Raw genomic sequence first — 15,191 nt, 5'->3', positions numbered from 1 at the left:
TAACAAAAAATTAACATGATCAAAAGGCTCTTTGTATGTAGATGCGTCTTCTAAAGAAAAATCATTAAAATCAATAATCCATCGACTGGGTTCACCATTTTTATTGCTGGCTAAATCTGAAGCTGATACAAATAGTTTCAAGACTTGATTGTTTTTTGTATTTTTCTGGATCCAATTTTCTACTTTTTTCTCAGAAATCAAAAAGTCTTTTCCCGTGGGTTGCACACCTTTGAAAGATTGATTCAGATTAACTTTTAGCTTAACGGCATTGGAAACATCAGTTTCAGACTTTAAAGATGAATTTATATTTTTGACAATTTCATGATCTAAGACATATTCTGGAGGCTTTAAATATTGCCAATTAACTAAACTAACATGGACATTCGCTTGTCCAGACCAAACCTGTGTAGAGATTGCATCGTGAATAATTCCGCCGTTATTGACAATATATTCTAAGCTCGCCCTTCTGCTGAAGCCTTGACTAATTGAATTTGTCCCAACTAAACCAGCTCGACCAGTTTTATTAAGATTTTCGTGTGCTAAACGAAACCAATAAACGCAAAAGTCTACTTTGTCCTTGACATCAGAAAACTTTTCAAAAATTCGTTCAACATATTTATCCCCAAGCTCTAAACGTACTCTTGAGCCACCAAGAAAAGGCGGATTCCCAATAATCGCGTCAGCCTTTGGCCAGTCATTAAATAGCGCATCTTGGCAGACAATATTTTGATCCAAAGAATCCAACGGCAAAGCAGGCTCATTCAACCCAAACTTATCAATCGCAATCTTCCGGGCGATCATCATCGTCACCCGCGCCAACTGCACCGCAAACGGATTTGTATCCATCCCAAAAAACTGCAACGGCGTCACAATCCCGATTTCTTCCTGCTGTAAAACTTCCCCCTGAAACCGCTTGCGCCGCTCATAGATTTTATTCAGGAGAACCCGCTCAATTCGCTTCAGCTCTTGATACGCCACATAAAGGAAATTTCCCGAACCGCACGCCGGATCCAACACCCGATATTCCCGTAATTCCTGTTTCAGCTTTTCGAGATCTTCGTAGGTCGTCGCCTCGTCGATTTTCCCTTCCCAATAGTCGGCGATCGTCGGGCGCACAATCTGCCGGATATCCTTCTCAGAAGTGTAATGAATTCCCCTGGCGTGGCGCTCATCCGCATCAATGGCACTCTCAAAAATATTCCCAAAAATCGAGGGTCGGATATTCGCCCAGTCATCCCGCGCACACACATCGAGAATTTCTAGCTCGCTTTTTTCGAGGGGAATCGGGTGAATCTCCCCAAACAAACCCCCATTAAAATAATCCACCCCCTTGTAACGACCCTGGGGCACGATCCCCGGCAAGTTCATCGCCCGAAACAACCCACTAAAGGCATCATAGGCATTATCCCGCCCCGCCAAACAGTCCTGCACCAACCCCACAAACAGATCCCGTGGCAGGAGATTCCGGTCTTCGGCAAACATCGCCAGCACACATTGCAGGGTAAACCGTTGCAGTTGCGCTTCTGTGAAATAGACAAACTTTTCCCTTTCGCCCCGCGATCGCACCAGCCGATAAAATTCCCCCATGCGCTTGGCCGTGCGTTCCGTCACTTCGACCTGATTATTCCGAAAGATCGGCTCCCGACCACCGATCTCCATAAACGAAAATGTCCCTACCCGGTTCGGGAGATCTTCTAGCTTGACCCGGTCTACAGGCTCATCGACCTGGTTGTTAAAGTCATAGACCCAAAACTCATCAAAATTACAGAGAATCGAATAGCGTGGTTTTGGGGTCAGCCGCAGCCAATATTTTTCAAGTTGGGAATAATGGAGCGCCAGATCTGTCCCGCGCTTTTTCATCTCCACCACGACTCCCTTTACCCCAGGGGCGGGCGACCAGACCAAATCCGCAAAACCTGTTTTATCTTTCTTACTCGCTTTTTTGACCCGCTCCTCAAACTCGGCCCCAACTTCTTTGATTCCCGCATGGCCAAAGGCTTGGAAAAATCGCGTTAAAAATGTCTGCGCCTCCGACTTCTCATCCCCTTGGATATAGGCATTACAGTAATCCACAAACACCTGGAGAGAATCACGGGTTACTGCCATTGGTCACTCAGCCCACAAGAAAAAACAATACAAAGATTCCTCCATAGTATCGCCCAACCCCAACACCATCCACCCAAAAACCACCGACAGAATTCACTGTGAGCAAGTATGATAAAAGTCATACCCTGCAGCTTGAGTCAAGCGCCCATGAAAAAGACACTGTACATCCCGGATGAGCTGTGGCAGCAGCTTGATCAATACCTCCAAACTCACCCCGAAGAAAATGCCTCTAGCCTCGTCCAGAGCGCCCTCAGAGATAAGTTACGTCCCCGGAATGGTCAGGATTTGCTAGATTTAGCAGGCCTAGTTCGTAATGCCCCTGTAGATGCTTCGACGAATCCCTTGGAGCGTTGATGGAACGACTGGTACTCGATGCAGGCCCTCTGATTGCCCTCGTTTCTCGCCAGGATCGATATCATGAGCTAGCTCAGTCCGGCTTTACCCAAATCCCAAAAGCTTTTGGAGAGATCATTACCCCTTTACCGATTGTTTTTGAGGTTTACAAATTTGTTTCACGCCGTGAGTCAATTCAAGCGGCTCAATTCCTTTTGACAACTTTGCAGACAAATACAGTCATTCAGACTATTTCTCCAACGGATTTTCAAGAGATTTACGAACTCAGCATTCGTTCACCCCAATGGCGAGGCAGTTTAGAAGATGCTTCTGTGCTGGTTGTAGCAAAACAAATGCAAGCAAAGGTTTGGACAATTGATTACAGAGACCTCGGCTTCTTTGAAGATATTGGTTTTTGGCATCCCTGAAAAAAGATTGCATCATAAAATCCCCCACAAAATTATTACTCTACGAGAATGTCGTGGGGGAAGTGCATTAAGATGCGCTATTCAGCTTGGCGTCAGGCTTCGACTTTAATGTTGACCTTCGTTTCTTTGTCAGCAGTTTCTTGGTAGAGCTTGAATCCAGAGACGAGATCCTTTTCTCCGGTAATCAGACGGGCACCCCGACCTCTGGTGAAGTAGTTCCAACCCCACTGGAGCATTACCACCATCTTGTTATCAAACTCAATCAGGTAGTACACGTGGGCAAAAATCCAGATTAACCAGGCCAGGAACCCAGAGAATTTCACAAAACCGAGATCCACAACGGCGGCATTTTGCCCAATGACAGCTAGGCTACCCAATTCCATATAACGAAAAGGCGCCATCTCCTGACCATTGACCCGTTGTTTGATCAGTTTTGCCACATATTCCCCTTCTTGCATCGCCACTGGCGCAACCCCAGGTAGAGGCCGTTCATTTTGGTGGGGGAAGTTGGCCAAGTCCCCAATCACAAAGACATCGGGATAACCCGCAACGCTCAGGTTCGGCTCGACGATGACCCGACCAGCTCGGTCTAAGGTCGCCCCCAAACGGTCTTCGAGGACTTTACTCATGCCAGACGCTTTCACCCCAGCGGCCCAGACAATGGTTTTCGCGGCAATTTCAAGCTGGTCATCGCCCTGCTTAAAGGTGACAAGGTGGTCTTCGATGTTCGTCACAAGGCTCTTGGTTTGTACCTGAACCCCTAGGTTTTCCAGGGATTTTTGCGCTTTTGCCGACAAACTTGGATCGTAGGGGGGCAAGACCCGATCCATCCCTTCTAGGAGAATAATCCGGGCGCGGGTAGTATCAATTTTGCGGAAATCTTTTTTCAGGACGCTGTAGGCAATTTCGGCGATCGCCCCGGCCAATTCTACCCCCGTCGGGCCACCACCCACGATCACAAAAGTCAACCAAGCCTGTTGGAGTGCCGGATCTGTTTCTTTTTCCGCAGCTTCAAAGGCCATAAAGATGCGGTGGCGAATTTCGAGGGCATCTTCAACGGTTTTCAGGCCCGGTGCGTAGGGTTTCCAATGGTCATTTCCAAAGTAGTGATGGCTGACCCCCGTGGCGACGATCAAACTGTCATAGTTGACGATCCCTTCGTTCATTACCACCGTTTTGTTATCGGGATCAATGTCAACGACTTCATCAAGGAGCACATGGGTGTTTTTGTTGCCGCTGAGGACACCGCGCAGGGGCGAGGCAATATCCGCCGGGGAAAGGGTACCTGTTGCTACTTGGTACAGCAGCGGTTGGAACAGGTGGAAGTTCCGTTTGTCGATCAGGGTGACATCCACGGCAGCCTCATATTTACCGAGGGTTTTCGCGGCATAAAGACCACCAAAACCGCCACCGATAATCACCACTTTATGCTTGTCTGTCTGGGGGGTGAGATTGGGGAGTTGGGTATTGACCATGGGTTCGCTGGGGTTGGGGAAAATATAAACTTTTATTTCAATCGGCCTGTGTTAGGTAAGAATACTAACAGAAATCTACCCAAAGAGATAAAAGGTGAGATTTCAATGGTGCTATTGCTCGAAAAAATAGGGCGGAGACGGTTAATTTAATGCAGCGTTTGGTGGTTTCTGAGGCGCAATTTACTGATCTTTCTAGGGTTAATTTAACGACAGAACAACGGCATTATCTGCTAAGTGTGCTACGGTTGCGCGCGGGCGATCGCCTGGTTGTGTTAAATGGTTTAGGCCAAGCTTGGCTTGGTGAACTGACGGAGACTGAGCAGATTCAATTAATCGAATCCCAGCACCTCCAAACAGAATGCCCGATTCCAGTGAAATTAGTGGCTGCTCTGCCGAAAAATGGCTTCGATGAAGTGGTGCGTTGCTGTACAGAATTAGGAGTAACGCAGATCTATCCGGTGATTTCTGAGCGGACAATTTTAAAACCGAGTGAGAACAAGTTAAAACGCTGGCGCAAAATTGCCACCGAAGCCGCTGAACAATCGGAACGGGCGATTGTGCCAGAAATTGCCGCACCCCAACCTTTTTTAAAACTTTTAGAAACCCTTTCCCCAGAGCAAACCTATCTCTGTGGCGCACGGGAAAAGTCATTGCATCTCCTGGATGCTTTACCTAAAACACTCCCCCCAGAAATTACGGTACTGATCGGGCCGGAGGGAGGCTGGACGGAAGCAGAAATTCAACAGGCGATCGCCAAAAATATTCCCGTAGTCTCTTTAGGGACATCAATTCTCCGGGCGGTGACAGCATCAATTACGGCGATCGCCTTAGTGAATAGTTACTGTCGTCCAGGAAATTAACTGGATTTAACTTTGGGAATCCCGGCGGGATTTTTCGATGGCGATCAAGGTTTTGCGGAGGGACTCAATTTCCCCCTGGAGCTGACTCGTATAAGTCGCGTTACTCTGGGCTGCCGTGAGGAGTGCCGCCGCCTGAAACGCCGTATCGGGGGTGATATTCCCCTTATAGGTCATCATGATGCGTTGATAATGTTCGCCAAGGTCATCGTGCATGATGCTCATAAAATCAGCGAATTCACTCATTTTCCCGCTTCTCCAAGCCGTTAGGGGATTTTAGTTACCTTACATGGCCATGGTAGCGGAGATGCAAGGCGATCGCCGGAGAAATTTACCGAATGTATTTTTTTCGTCCGCCCTCAGGCCACAATAGGGAAGATTTTTCACCGTTGGAATTTTCCCAGTTTAATGAGCAACTCCATCAACCCCATCGTTTGGCAAGAAGACTGCGTCCTCCTCGTGGATCAAACCCTGCTCCCCCTCGCCTATAAAGTCGTCGAAATTAAAACCCACCAGGCCATGGCTGAGGCGATCCGCACAATGATTGTCCGGGGAGCACCTGCCATCGGGGTTTCGGCGGCCTATGGTCTATACCTGGGGGCAAAGGAGATCCAAACCACAGACCGCACCATTTTTCTGGAAAAACTAGAGGCGATCGCCGCAACCCTCCGGCAAACCCGTCCCACCGCAGTCAATCTTTTTTGGGCCATTGATCGAGTCATGGCAACGGTTCAAGATGCGACTGGTAGTATTCCTGAGTTGCAAAATTTAATTCTTGATACCGCCAAGGCGATCCACAATGAAGACCTCGCCACCTGCCAGGCGATCGGTGATCAGGGGTTAGCGGTTCTTCCCGAAACCCCCGAAAAATTAACGATCCTTACCCATTGCAATGCGGGTGGTTTAGCCACGGCGGGTTATGGTACAGCTTTGGGGGTAATTCGTTCGGCCTGGCGAGAAAATCGTTTAGGGATGGTCTACGCCGACGAAACTCGGCCCCGGCTCCAGGGTTCCAAGCTCACTACCTGGGAATGCGTCCAGGAAGGGATTCCGGTGACGCAAATCTGTGACAACATGGCGGCCCACTGTATGCAACAGGGTCGCATCGATGCAGTGGTGGTGGGAGCCGACCGGATTACGGCCAATGGCGATGCCGCGAATAAAATTGGCACCTACAGTTTGGCGATCGTCGCGAAGGCCCATAATGTTCCTTTTTTCGTGGCGGCTCCTTTATCGACGGTGGATTTTTCCCTCAGCGATGGTAAGCAAATTCCCATTGAGGAGCGCGATCCTAAGGAAGTCTATCAAATTGGTGATACGCGCATCTGCCCGGAAGGGGTGCAATTTTATAATCCGGCTTTTGACGTGACCCCGGCCCATCTAATCACGGCGATCATTACAGAAAAAGGGGCCGTGGCTCCTGACCAGTTGATTAACTTCAAGGGCTAGAAACCGCCCCCTCTATCCCCTCCCAAGCGGTGAAGATTCAAAATAGCTGGGTCAAAATGGGCAGTAAGCCCAACACACTAAAGCCCAGCAAAAAATACAAACTTTGTTGTCCCGTTTGGCGATCGCCAAAGGAGCGGGCATAAATTCCTTTGACCGCATTGTTACTCGCCGTCGCAATCAAAATCGAAATACTGGCTAGGGGTAAAGACAAGGACTGACCCGCCGATTGGGTCAAGCTCAGAATAAAGGGATCTACGTCGGTGATCCCCATAATCGCCGCAAAGGAATACACACCGCGATCGCCTAAATAATCGACAATATACCGGGTCAAGAGGGAGATCACCACAAAGAGCAGCGCAAAACTAAAGGCGGCCTTTAGTTCCAATGGGTTGCCCTGGGGATGGGTCGCGGCGATCGCCTGGGGATCAGTCCCATTTTTTTTCCGGAGGGCGATCGCCAAGCCCCCCACAACTCCCACCAGCCCTAACAGGAAAAACGAACCCATCAGCCGTTCCGACAAAGCTCCATTAAACAATTCCAACAGCAGAATTAAGCGCCAATACATCATCCCCGAAGCCATCACCATTCCCCCCACATAACGCTGGGAATTTGCAGGATCGACGCTAGAACGTTTCGCCAGGGCGACGGTGGTCACCGTCGAAGAATAGGCTCCCCCCAAAAGAGCCGCCAGCGGAATGCTACCTTGACCTTTAATGAGCCTTTGGAGCAGAAAGCTGCCGTAGGAAACGGTACTCACGGCCACCACCACCAGCCAAGTTTTAAAGGGGTTGAGATCAAAGGTAGTCAGGGCTTGATTGGGCAAAATGGGCAAAATAACAATGGTCAGCAGCAGAAATTTGGTGAAGGTGAAAATATCCTCCTCAGAAAACCGCTCGGCCAATCCTTCGAGAAAAGTCTTCAGTTCCAACAAAATCAAACTGGCGATCGCCAAGGAAGAAGCCACCCAAAAATGCCCGTGGTAGACCAGCGCCCCCAGAATATAGGTCGCCAAACCCGCCATCTCCGAAGTAAGACCAACCCGTGACGTTTCCGCCTTGTGCCAGTAGGAAATCATCATAAAGCCACCAATCACCGCCAAACCGCCGATCACTGCCAGCATTTGGGTTTGGGCCAAAAAAGCGACACTATAGCCAATCAGACCAATGAGCGGATAGGTGCGCACGCCCCCAAAGGCATAGCCCTTATTGAGTTTGTGTTCCTCCCGTTCGAGGCCAATGAGAAACGACAAAAATAAAACCACCAGAAGCTTATAGGCATCTGCTGGGACGAGGCTGAGGAGTTGGGAGCCCATTACCAAAAATGTGTTGCGATTTTACGATAGCGATATTTGCCGCTCCGCACCCAATGACAAACAAATGATTGTGCTTGGGGCCGAACGCGATGTACTCACCTTACCAGCAGCCGAGGTAGTAAACATCTTCGTAGTGTTCGGTGCAACCTTCACTGCCAATATTATTCAAAATATTCATGCTGGTGTTGTGGAGCATTGAACTGACATAGGATTGCTGTTCGGCGGAAACCGTAACGCCTCCACTCGCCATTAGCTGGGCTTGGTATTGCTGGAGGTAGGCGATTAAAACATTCACCATCACCCCCGAATAAGGCCAAGGGGTAATCGCCGCTTCGATAGTGTTTGGGTCAACGGCGATCGCCTGATTATTTTGCATTCTGTAGGTGGCAGTGGGGGTCAGGGCATAAAGAATTTTTGGGTCATTATTGGCGTTGGCCTGGGCGAAAAAAACCGTCACCTGACTCGGTGAAAAATAACTGATTCGTCCTTGAGCATCCAGATAAATTAAACCCTGATCATCGGAAAAAGGGCCAATAATCCCCGCATTGGGAGGCACAGGAGGAAAGCCGAGCTGTTGGGCCACAAAGACGGCATTGGTATCCCCTTGGAACTGAATTCCCACTGGATTAGCTTGGGCTGGTGCATAGATCATTTGCCCCATGAGACAACCAAGGCCCACACTGGCACTCAGATAACGACGCAAAACCTGGAACATCACAGCTTTCTCCCTCAGTAATATTTGACTTCAAACAATCACAACAGCATTGGGGGCACTTTTCTGGATTTTTCCGCCGCCCGAAAATCTGCACCATTAGTATAGTGAGCTTTTCCCAGAAGCCTTTTAGATTGCAACAAAAGACAAAATTTTCACCGACAGCCCAGGGATAAATTCGGTAGCGATCTGACGACCTCAGAGAATGAACTGCATAGGTTCTGGGGGGCCGCCACTACAACCCCGTGGAGGTTAGTCCCGTTAGTCCCTAATCTCTCAATTTATTCTCCTTTGCAATGGAGCAAAACCATGAAATCAACACAAGGTATTGGCGTACAGTTGTTGGATGGTCTGTCTTTGGGGTTGATGGTGCTGTTGTCTGGTGCCCCAGCGGCGATCGCCACCCCCACAGAAATGACCTGTCCAGAGGGATGGCGTCTCCATACCCAAGAACTCAATCCCCAGATCCGTGTCTGTTTACCCAAAAATATCCACCTCCCAACGCTCGCGGATCTCAGCCGACAACCGGCCCAGGTGCAGGTGCAACAACTGCGAATTATCCAAACTGGCGCTCAGATCGATCCGAGCCACCCCAAGGAATCCCACATTCAAAGTTCGAGCCGTACTTCAATCCAGGTTTACCAACATACCAGCCAGTAACAATTTGGCGAGTTGTCGGGGGTTGATATTGTGCCAGAGTCAGCAAGCTCTGGTTTTTTGTTGGCGAAAGTGACTGGGGAGATTTTTTCTGATCCAGATATTCCTTGGGGTGGCAGGAGTATTCAGGCCGTTGGCAGCCGATTTTTTTAAAAAGTTTTTAAAAATTGACCGCAATTAACAAAAGAGGTTTTCTGGGCTGGTTAAAGTAGGGAATCAAGCAAGATTTTTGCCATAATTTTAAGGCAAGCTTGCGTTTATCTTTGCGCCTCCAGTCTCCTCACACCCATGCTAAATCAATCTTTTCGTCAGTGGAGCCTCTACACGACTTTCCTTATCCTCGGGGGAAGCCTGGGGTTTTTGGGCCATGCCTATTGGTTCCAAAGACAGCTAAATGCATCTTTGCAGGCCTATGGTGAGTTTCGTCAATATGAGCAATCCCTGGCTGCGCTGGATCTCAACCAAGACTCGGTAAATTTTATTGCTGAAGCGGTCAAAACCGTTGGGCCGACCGTCGTGCGCATTGATGCCCTAGATCAGACGGAGGCCTCGGCATCACCCACACCATTATTTAAGAAGTTTTTTCAATTAGAAGAAGGATTTCCCACCTTTGACGGCGATCGCCAACCCCAGGGCACGGGCTCCGGTTTTATTCTCAGTAGTGATGGCCAACTGGTGACCAATGCCCATGTGGTGGGAAATAGCTCTAAGGTAAAGGTGACTCTCAAGGATGGCCAGGTCTTTGAAGGACAAGTGATGGGTGTTGATGAGCTAACAGATATTGCCGTGATTAAAATCGACGCCACGGGGTTGCCTACCGCAACGCTAGGGAATGCGGCGGGTCTGACCCCAGGGGAATGGGCGATCGCCATTGGTAATCCCCTCGGTTTTGACAACAGTGTCACCGTCGGTATTATCAGTGCCCTCGACCGTCCCAGTGCCCAGGTCGGCATTCCGGACAAACGGGTACGTTTTATCCAAACCGATGCCGCCATTAACCCTGGTAATTCCGGTGGCCCCCTCCTCAATGTGCGGGGGGAAGTGATTGGCTTAAATACAGCGATTCGCGCTGATGGCCAAGGTCTGGGATTTGCCATTCCCATCGAAACCGCCCAACGCATTGCCCAGCAACTCTTTACGGAGGGGAAAGCGACCCACCCTTACCTGGGGATTCGGATGCTGGCATTGGACGGAGAAGGGAAAAATCGATTGCGGGAAACCCTGCCTGCCATGGCCCAGGATCTTGATTTAAACCAAGAGACAGGCGTGTTGGTGATTGAGGTGGCCCCAGATTCTCCGGCGGCGATCGCCAATATCCAGGTGGGAGATATCCTCAAGCAGGTGGGGGATCAACCCGTCCTGACCGCCTTTGATGTCCAGGATGTCGTAGAACGGAGTAGCATCGGTGCTGATTTACCCATTGATCTCAAGCGCCGGGGCAAAATGCGGCAGTTAACCGTCCAGCCTACGGAGTTTCCGAGTTAGGCCAGGGTTATGGATCAATGGTGGGCCTTAATGATTGGCAACTCCCGGCTCCATTGGGCGACATTTACGGGGGATACCTTGCAAACAGTACACCACACGGCCCATGGCACTTGTCCCCCTGGTGTGAAACAGTTGCGCTATCTGGCCTCGGTCGTCCCCCAACAAAGCACTTGGATACGGGCTCATTTTCCCACCGCCAAGCCCATTACCTTGGCCGATATTCCCCTCGAAAATCTCTATCCCCAATTGGGGATTGATCGCGCCCTGGCGGTCTGGGGGGCCGGACAACGGTATGGCTTTCCCTGTTTAGTGGTTGATGGGGGGACGGCCTTAACCTTTTCAGCGGCCAACGGCGATCGCCAATGGATCGGTGGCGCGATTCTACCGGGTTTAAACCTCCAATTTAAAAGCCTCACCCAGCACACTGCCGCCTTACCCAAAGTCCATTTACCGACGCAATTGCCCCCCCGTTGGGCCAATGATCCCGCCGGGGCGATCGCCAGTGGCATTACCTACACAGTCCTTGCTGGGGTCAAAGATTTTATCCGCGCTTGGCAAGCCGAATTTCCCCAGGGTCAGATCTTCAGCACCGGGGGAGATGGGGCGTGGCTGGCCCAACAGTTACCTATTTTGCATTACGATCCGGGGCTTATTTTCCACGGATTTGCAGCCCTGAGACGTAATCGCTGATCCTAACGGAGCTGATAAACCTTGCCATCGAGCAGTAGGCGGGTAATGCCCTTGGCCGCGAGACAACCGCTCGTTTTGAGGAAAAGGTCGCCATTGGGAATTTTGATGATTTTTTGGGTGCGCCCCCGGATAAACCGTTTAGCGACACGGTGGTTATCAAAAATGGGAAGGGTTTTTTGGCTGATTTCTTCGTCGGGAATTTCCCCTAAATCCTGAAAATCTTGCATTGGCCGGGCGATCAACTCCGACAAACGATCCGTCACCACATAGCAATTGCGGGGGAACTGGGCTGCTTCGAGGGGCAAAATTTCCACCGTTTCCGAGTGGGCGACCGGGGTCACATCAAATTCTTCATCGTCGTCGTCATCATCATCAAATTCCTCATCGTCGTCATCATCATCAAATTCATCGTCATCACCGATGTCTTCCCCCAATAATTCCTTGAGGGCCTGTTGGCGATCGCCCAACTGAATTTCCTGGGCTAGGGCGAGTAAATCCGGATTAATTTCGATCTCCTCAAAGGTTGCAGCTTCCGGTTCAGGCTCAGAATCCTCTAGGGCCACTGTCGTCCTTGCATCGGCAGTGTCCAGCTCTGGGATTGCCTCTGGCTCTGGGTCACGGGATTTACGTCTGGTGCGCCGCCGTTCCGTTTTGGGTGGCGTGTCCTCGGCTGTATCGGTAGATTCTGGAGCTGTTTCAACCCGTTTAACTAGCTTTGGTTTTTCCACGGTTTTAGCCGTCGATGGCTCCGGTTCGGGGGTTGATTTTGTCCCACGGTTGCCACGACCCAGGCGTTTGCGTTGGATCAATTCCTCATATTCACTGGCACTGAGACGACTCTTAAGAAAGTGACTAATGGTAGAGCTGCTCACGCCATAGCGGGACGCCAAAGTAGAAGTCGTTTCTGCCGTTTCACGGTAGGCAACGAGTAATTCTTCTTTGTCATGGTCGGTTAGTTTGCGGGGACTCATAGCGTCGATACAAAATGCAGATAAAGGTGAGCAGCCTGGGTCAAAGCGTGCCAGCACATTAGTTTAACCTGTGTGCTCTATTAGTGTATCCCTTCAAGGAACCAGCGGTTGTGAGATACACAGAATTTCTCCCGAAATTCCTGCAATTATTGCGGTGTCGGGAATCGTAATTGGTTTTTCCCTAGGGGGATGCTTCTGTGGAATCTTCTGGTACCACTGTAGGGCCAGTGGGAGGGATTTTTTCGCGGACAATTAGGGCCTGGAGCACATCATGGACGACGGGAGCGGCGACAGTCCCCCCAAAGGAATTGGGCTCTGTGGGTTCATCGGCAGCGGCAAAGACCACATAGCGGGGATTATCGATGGGGAAGATACTGACGAAGCTTGTGATGTAGGCTCCCGGAATATATTGGCCGTTGCGCGCTTTTTGGGCAGTTCCTGTTTTCCCACCAATCCGATAGCCGGCAATTTTTGATTTTTCGCCACTGCCATCGTCCACAACGGTTTCCATCATGTCGAGTACAGTTCTCGCCACTGCCGGGGAAAAAATTTGTGGGTTTTCCGGTTCAGTCGTGGTTGCCGCAAGCTGCTGGGCACTATTGGGGATTTCTGCTTTGGGAGTGACGGTTTGGGGTTCCCCTTGGCTATTGAATAGTCCCCGCACCAGATGGGGTTCGACGAGGGTGCCACCGTTGGCGATCGCCCCGTGGAGTTGCACCAGCTTGATGGGCGTCACAGTTAACCCTTGGCCAAAGGAATTCACGGCTGCTTCGACGGGGCTAGCGGTAAATTTTTCGCGACTCTTGAGGGTGCCTGTTACTTCCCCCGGTAGATCAATGCCTGTGGGTTCAGTGAGTCTCAAGCTTTGCAGTCGGTCATAATAATCATCCCGGGACAGATTTTGCATCAACCGAATCATCCCCACGTTACTAGAAACCCGCAAAATCCCCGCCACATCAATCACACCGTTTCCGGCACCGTTGTAGTTTTTCATCCGGTGGGGGCCAACCTGAATTGATCCCGGATCATTCACCGACGTGTTGGGGGTAATCACCCCGGCATCGAGGGCGAGGGCGACATTGATCGGTTTAAAGGTAGACCCCGGTTCATAGAGATCTGTGACTGCCCAATTTTTAAAAACACCATAATTTTCAGGCTGAACTTGGGCGTAATTGTTGGGATCGTAGTTGGGTTCTGTCACCAGACTCAGCAGTTCCCCAGACTGGGCATCCATGACAATGACAACACCCCGTTTCGCTTTGTAGGCAGCCATCTGTTTTTGTAGGGCTTGGCGGGCGGCCTTTTGGAGGGGGAGATCGAGGGACAGTTCCAATTCCCAGTCATCATATTTCATCGCCTCTGCCTGGAGGTTCCCCGGCAGGATCGCCCCATTGCCATTGCGCCGGAGACTCAGGGAAATGGGCTCCCGTTGGATCAAGCTTTCCTGGGCAAGTTCAATGCCAGCCCGGCCCAGGTGGTCGTCTTTTTGGACGTAACCGGTAATTTCTGCGGTTGCGTCCCCCTGGGGATAGAACCGACCATATCGTTCCACCAGTTCTAAGCCATCAATGCGTAATTGGCGAATGGCGCTGACCTTGGTGGCGTCGAGGCTGGCCCGCAACAAGATCCCGCTTTTTTGGCGGCGTAAGGTGGTCTCTAGGTCTGCGGGGGAAACATCCCCCAAAATAGGAGCGAGATAATGGGCAACGGCCTTCGGGAGGTCTGTGGGGGCGATCGCCCCCGGGAGATTGTCTACTAGCTCCTGGGGAAGTCGGAAACCGACGGGGTGGGCGTAGAGGGTATGGGAAATGCGGTCTAGGGCCAGAATATTGCCTTCGCGGTCAACGATAGTCCGTCGGGGAATATAGGGACGGAGGGTAATCTGATGCTGGGACTGGGCGATCGCCCCTAGCTTGTCGTAGTCAATGATCTGTAAGTAGAACACCCGGACAGCCAAAGCCAATAACCCCACCACAAAAATGCCCCAGACGAGGAATAAACGCCGTTGGAGCAGCTTCGGTGCGGGCGGCCGAGACCGGATGGCTTGTTGCTTGCGCCGATACAGTTGCCGTCGTTGTTGGTGGGAGTGGGGGGAAGGCATGGTCATCGGTTTGACCCCTGATTGCTAAGGGCAAATCTGCTCAACACTCTACCAAGAAACCAATGATTAATAGCCAATGGGAGATTGTTCGCGGACGTGGGGGAGATTATCTTGGGGCGCGGCGGGGAGAGAGACCTGGGCAGGCGTTTTGACATAAACGCTGTGGGCTGGGGTTGGCGCCACAAGTCCTGCGGTCGGTTGCTCTGCTTGGTGCTGGAAAAATTCGCCGAGGCTGGCACTGGTGGCGATGAGATCTGCCTCGTAGTCTTGGAGTTGGAGGAGGTGACTAAACGCTTCACTCCAGCCCTTTTGGTAATAGGCTTTTCCGGCATATAAACCCATGGCCGTTGTCACGGCGGCGATCGCCACCCATTGGGTCACCTGCTTACTGATTCGGAGCGTGTGTACCAAAGGGGTTGTAGAGGGCTGTTCTGGCCGCGCTGGCAAGCTGCGAACCTTGGACTCTACCACTTTGAGGGGTCTGGATTTTTGCGGACGGGAGGGGGAAACCTGCCAGGGTCGAGGTGCAACTGCCATATCTACTTTCTATCGCCTCACACAAAAGATGTTGTCATTATGGGGTATTGTAGTCGCGCCTTGATCGATTTTCCCGTG

Annotated in this window: 15 protein-coding genes; 7 read left to right on the top strand and 8 right to left on the bottom strand. The window is 50.8% G+C overall.

Annotation, left to right across the window (positions count from 1 at the left end):
• Positions 1 to 2,106: DNA methyltransferase (locus AACR41_RS06520; protein WP_030007372.1), on the bottom strand; the 2,106-nt coding region annotated here is incomplete at its 3' end.
• A 147-nt stretch (positions 2,107 to 2,253) separates the two neighbouring features.
• On the opposite strand from AACR41_RS06520, the gene AACR41_RS06515 reads away from it, so the two are divergent.
• Positions 2,254 to 2,460, top strand: coding sequence for a hypothetical protein (locus tag AACR41_RS06515; protein ID WP_030007371.1), 207 nt, complete (start codon positions 2,254 to 2,256; stop codon positions 2,458 to 2,460).
• Positions 2,460 to 2,867 carry a type II toxin-antitoxin system VapC family toxin gene (locus AACR41_RS06510; RefSeq protein ID WP_012307908.1) on the top strand — a complete coding sequence of 136 codons (408 nt, stop codon included), beginning with the start codon at positions 2,460 to 2,462 and terminating at the stop codon, positions 2,865 to 2,867. The genes AACR41_RS06515 and AACR41_RS06510 overlap by 1 nt, the downstream gene beginning before the upstream one ends.
• Before the next feature lie 92 nt (positions 2,868 to 2,959).
• On the opposite strand, the gene AACR41_RS06505 is transcribed toward AACR41_RS06510, so the two are convergent.
• Positions 2,960 to 4,342 carry an NAD(P)/FAD-dependent oxidoreductase gene (locus tag AACR41_RS06505; protein ID WP_030007370.1) on the bottom strand — a complete coding sequence of 461 codons (1,383 nt, stop codon included), beginning with the start codon at positions 4,340 to 4,342 and terminating at the stop codon, positions 2,960 to 2,962.
• Positions 4,343 to 4,491: 149 nt separating this feature from the next.
• On the opposite strand from AACR41_RS06505, the gene AACR41_RS06500 reads away from it, so the two are divergent.
• Positions 4,492 to 5,202 (top strand): 16S rRNA (uracil(1498)-N(3))-methyltransferase, encoded by a 711-nt coding sequence (locus AACR41_RS06500; RefSeq protein ID WP_030007369.1) that lies wholly within the window; start codon positions 4,492 to 4,494, stop codon positions 5,200 to 5,202.
• 6 nt (positions 5,203 to 5,208) lie between these two features.
• On the opposite strand, the gene AACR41_RS06495 is transcribed toward AACR41_RS06500, so the two are convergent.
• On the bottom strand, positions 5,209 to 5,445 hold the full coding sequence (locus AACR41_RS06495; protein ID WP_012307905.1) for a hypothetical protein: 237 nt from the start codon (positions 5,443 to 5,445) through the stop codon (positions 5,209 to 5,211).
• Positions 5,446 to 5,607: 162 nt separating this feature from the next.
• On the opposite strand from AACR41_RS06495, the gene mtnA reads away from it, so the two are divergent.
• Positions 5,608 to 6,648: an S-methyl-5-thioribose-1-phosphate isomerase gene (mtnA, locus tag AACR41_RS06490; RefSeq protein ID WP_030007368.1), complete on the top strand. Its 1,041-nt coding sequence runs from the start codon at positions 5,608 to 5,610 to the stop codon at positions 6,646 to 6,648.
• Positions 6,649 to 6,685: 37 nt separating this feature from the next.
• On the opposite strand, the gene AACR41_RS06485 is transcribed toward mtnA, so the two are convergent.
• Positions 6,686 to 7,960: an MgtC/SapB family protein gene (locus AACR41_RS06485; protein WP_030007367.1), complete on the bottom strand. Its 1,275-nt coding sequence runs from the start codon at positions 7,958 to 7,960 to the stop codon at positions 6,686 to 6,688.
• Between the two features lie 100 nt (positions 7,961 to 8,060).
• Positions 8,061 to 8,675, bottom strand: a complete 615-nt coding sequence (locus AACR41_RS06480; protein WP_030007366.1) for a hypothetical protein — start codon at positions 8,673 to 8,675, stop codon at positions 8,061 to 8,063.
• A 306-nt stretch (positions 8,676 to 8,981) separates the two neighbouring features.
• Here AACR41_RS06480 and AACR41_RS06475 point away from each other — a divergent pair, with 306 nt between their 5' ends.
• From AACR41_RS06475 to AACR41_RS06465, 3 genes are all read left to right on the top strand, one after another.
• A complete protein-coding gene (locus AACR41_RS06475; protein WP_030007365.1) occupies positions 8,982 to 9,332 on the top strand; it encodes a hypothetical protein in 351 nt (116 codons plus the stop codon).
• A 285-nt stretch (positions 9,333 to 9,617) separates the two neighbouring features.
• Entirely contained in the window at positions 9,618 to 10,814 is a 1,197-nt protein-coding gene (locus tag AACR41_RS06470; RefSeq protein ID WP_030007364.1) for an HhoA/HhoB/HtrA family serine endopeptidase, read from the top strand.
• A 9-nt stretch (positions 10,815 to 10,823) separates the two neighbouring features.
• A complete protein-coding gene (locus AACR41_RS06465; protein WP_030007363.1) occupies positions 10,824 to 11,504 on the top strand; it encodes a pantothenate kinase in 681 nt (226 codons plus the stop codon).
• A 2-nt stretch (positions 11,505 to 11,506) separates the two neighbouring features.
• Here the strand turns inward: AACR41_RS06465 and AACR41_RS06460 are convergent, their stop codons facing one another.
• The 3 genes from AACR41_RS06460 to AACR41_RS06450 all read right to left on the bottom strand — a co-directional run bounded on the left by AACR41_RS06460 (position 11,507) and on the right by AACR41_RS06450 (position 15,113).
• Positions 11,507 to 12,475, bottom strand: coding sequence for a hypothetical protein (locus AACR41_RS06460; RefSeq protein ID WP_030007362.1), 969 nt, complete (start codon positions 12,473 to 12,475; stop codon positions 11,507 to 11,509).
• Between the two features lie 181 nt (positions 12,476 to 12,656).
• Positions 12,657 to 14,582, bottom strand: a complete 1,926-nt coding sequence (locus AACR41_RS06455) for a peptidoglycan D,D-transpeptidase FtsI family protein (protein WP_030007361.1) — start codon at positions 14,580 to 14,582, stop codon at positions 12,657 to 12,659.
• A 60-nt stretch (positions 14,583 to 14,642) separates the two neighbouring features.
• On the bottom strand, positions 14,643 to 15,113 hold the full coding sequence (locus tag AACR41_RS06450; protein WP_052349673.1) for a hypothetical protein: 471 nt from the start codon (positions 15,111 to 15,113) through the stop codon (positions 14,643 to 14,645).
• Between the last annotated feature and the right edge of the window lie 78 nt (positions 15,114 to 15,191).

Source organism: Picosynechococcus sp. NKBG042902, from assembly GCF_963864045.1.
Taxonomy (GTDB): domain Bacteria; phylum Cyanobacteriota; class Cyanobacteriia; order Cyanobacteriales; family MRBY01; genus MRBY01.
Note: the sequence above shows the minus strand (reverse complement) of the source record. Positions and strands in the feature narration are given on the sequence as shown.

Bases quoted from the DNA above. Each gene is read 5' to 3' on its own strand.
- AACR41_RS06515 (WP_030007371.1), top strand. From the start codon at position 2,254: ATGAAAAAGACACTGTACATCCCGGATGAGCTGTGGCAGCAGCTTGAT.
- AACR41_RS06510 (WP_012307908.1), top strand. From the start codon at position 2,460: ATGGAACGACTGGTACTCGATGCAGGCCCTCTGATTGCCCTCGTTTCT.
- AACR41_RS06505 (WP_030007370.1), bottom strand. From the start codon at position 4,342: ATGGTCAATACCCAACTCCCCAATCTCACCCCCCAGACAGACAAGCAT.
- AACR41_RS06500 (WP_030007369.1), top strand. From the start codon at position 4,492: ATGCAGCGTTTGGTGGTTTCTGAGGCGCAATTTACTGATCTTTCTAGG.
- AACR41_RS06495 (WP_012307905.1), bottom strand. From the start codon at position 5,445: ATGAGTGAATTCGCTGATTTTATGAGCATCATGCACGATGACCTTGGC.
- mtnA (WP_030007368.1), top strand. From the start codon at position 5,608: ATGAGCAACTCCATCAACCCCATCGTTTGGCAAGAAGACTGCGTCCTC.
- AACR41_RS06485 (WP_030007367.1), bottom strand. From the start codon at position 7,960: ATGGGCTCCCAACTCCTCAGCCTCGTCCCAGCAGATGCCTATAAGCTT.
- AACR41_RS06480 (WP_030007366.1), bottom strand. From the start codon at position 8,675: ATGTTCCAGGTTTTGCGTCGTTATCTGAGTGCCAGTGTGGGCCTTGGT.
- AACR41_RS06475 (WP_030007365.1), top strand. From the start codon at position 8,982: ATGAAATCAACACAAGGTATTGGCGTACAGTTGTTGGATGGTCTGTCT.
- AACR41_RS06470 (WP_030007364.1), top strand. From the start codon at position 9,618: ATGCTAAATCAATCTTTTCGTCAGTGGAGCCTCTACACGACTTTCCTT.
- AACR41_RS06465 (WP_030007363.1), top strand. From the start codon at position 10,824: ATGGATCAATGGTGGGCCTTAATGATTGGCAACTCCCGGCTCCATTGG.
- AACR41_RS06460 (WP_030007362.1), bottom strand. From the start codon at position 12,475: ATGAGTCCCCGCAAACTAACCGACCATGACAAAGAAGAATTACTCGTT.
- AACR41_RS06455 (WP_030007361.1), bottom strand. From the start codon at position 14,582: ATGACCATGCCTTCCCCCCACTCCCACCAACAACGACGGCAACTGTAT.
- AACR41_RS06450 (WP_052349673.1), bottom strand. From the start codon at position 15,113: ATGGCAGTTGCACCTCGACCCTGGCAGGTTTCCCCCTCCCGTCCGCAA.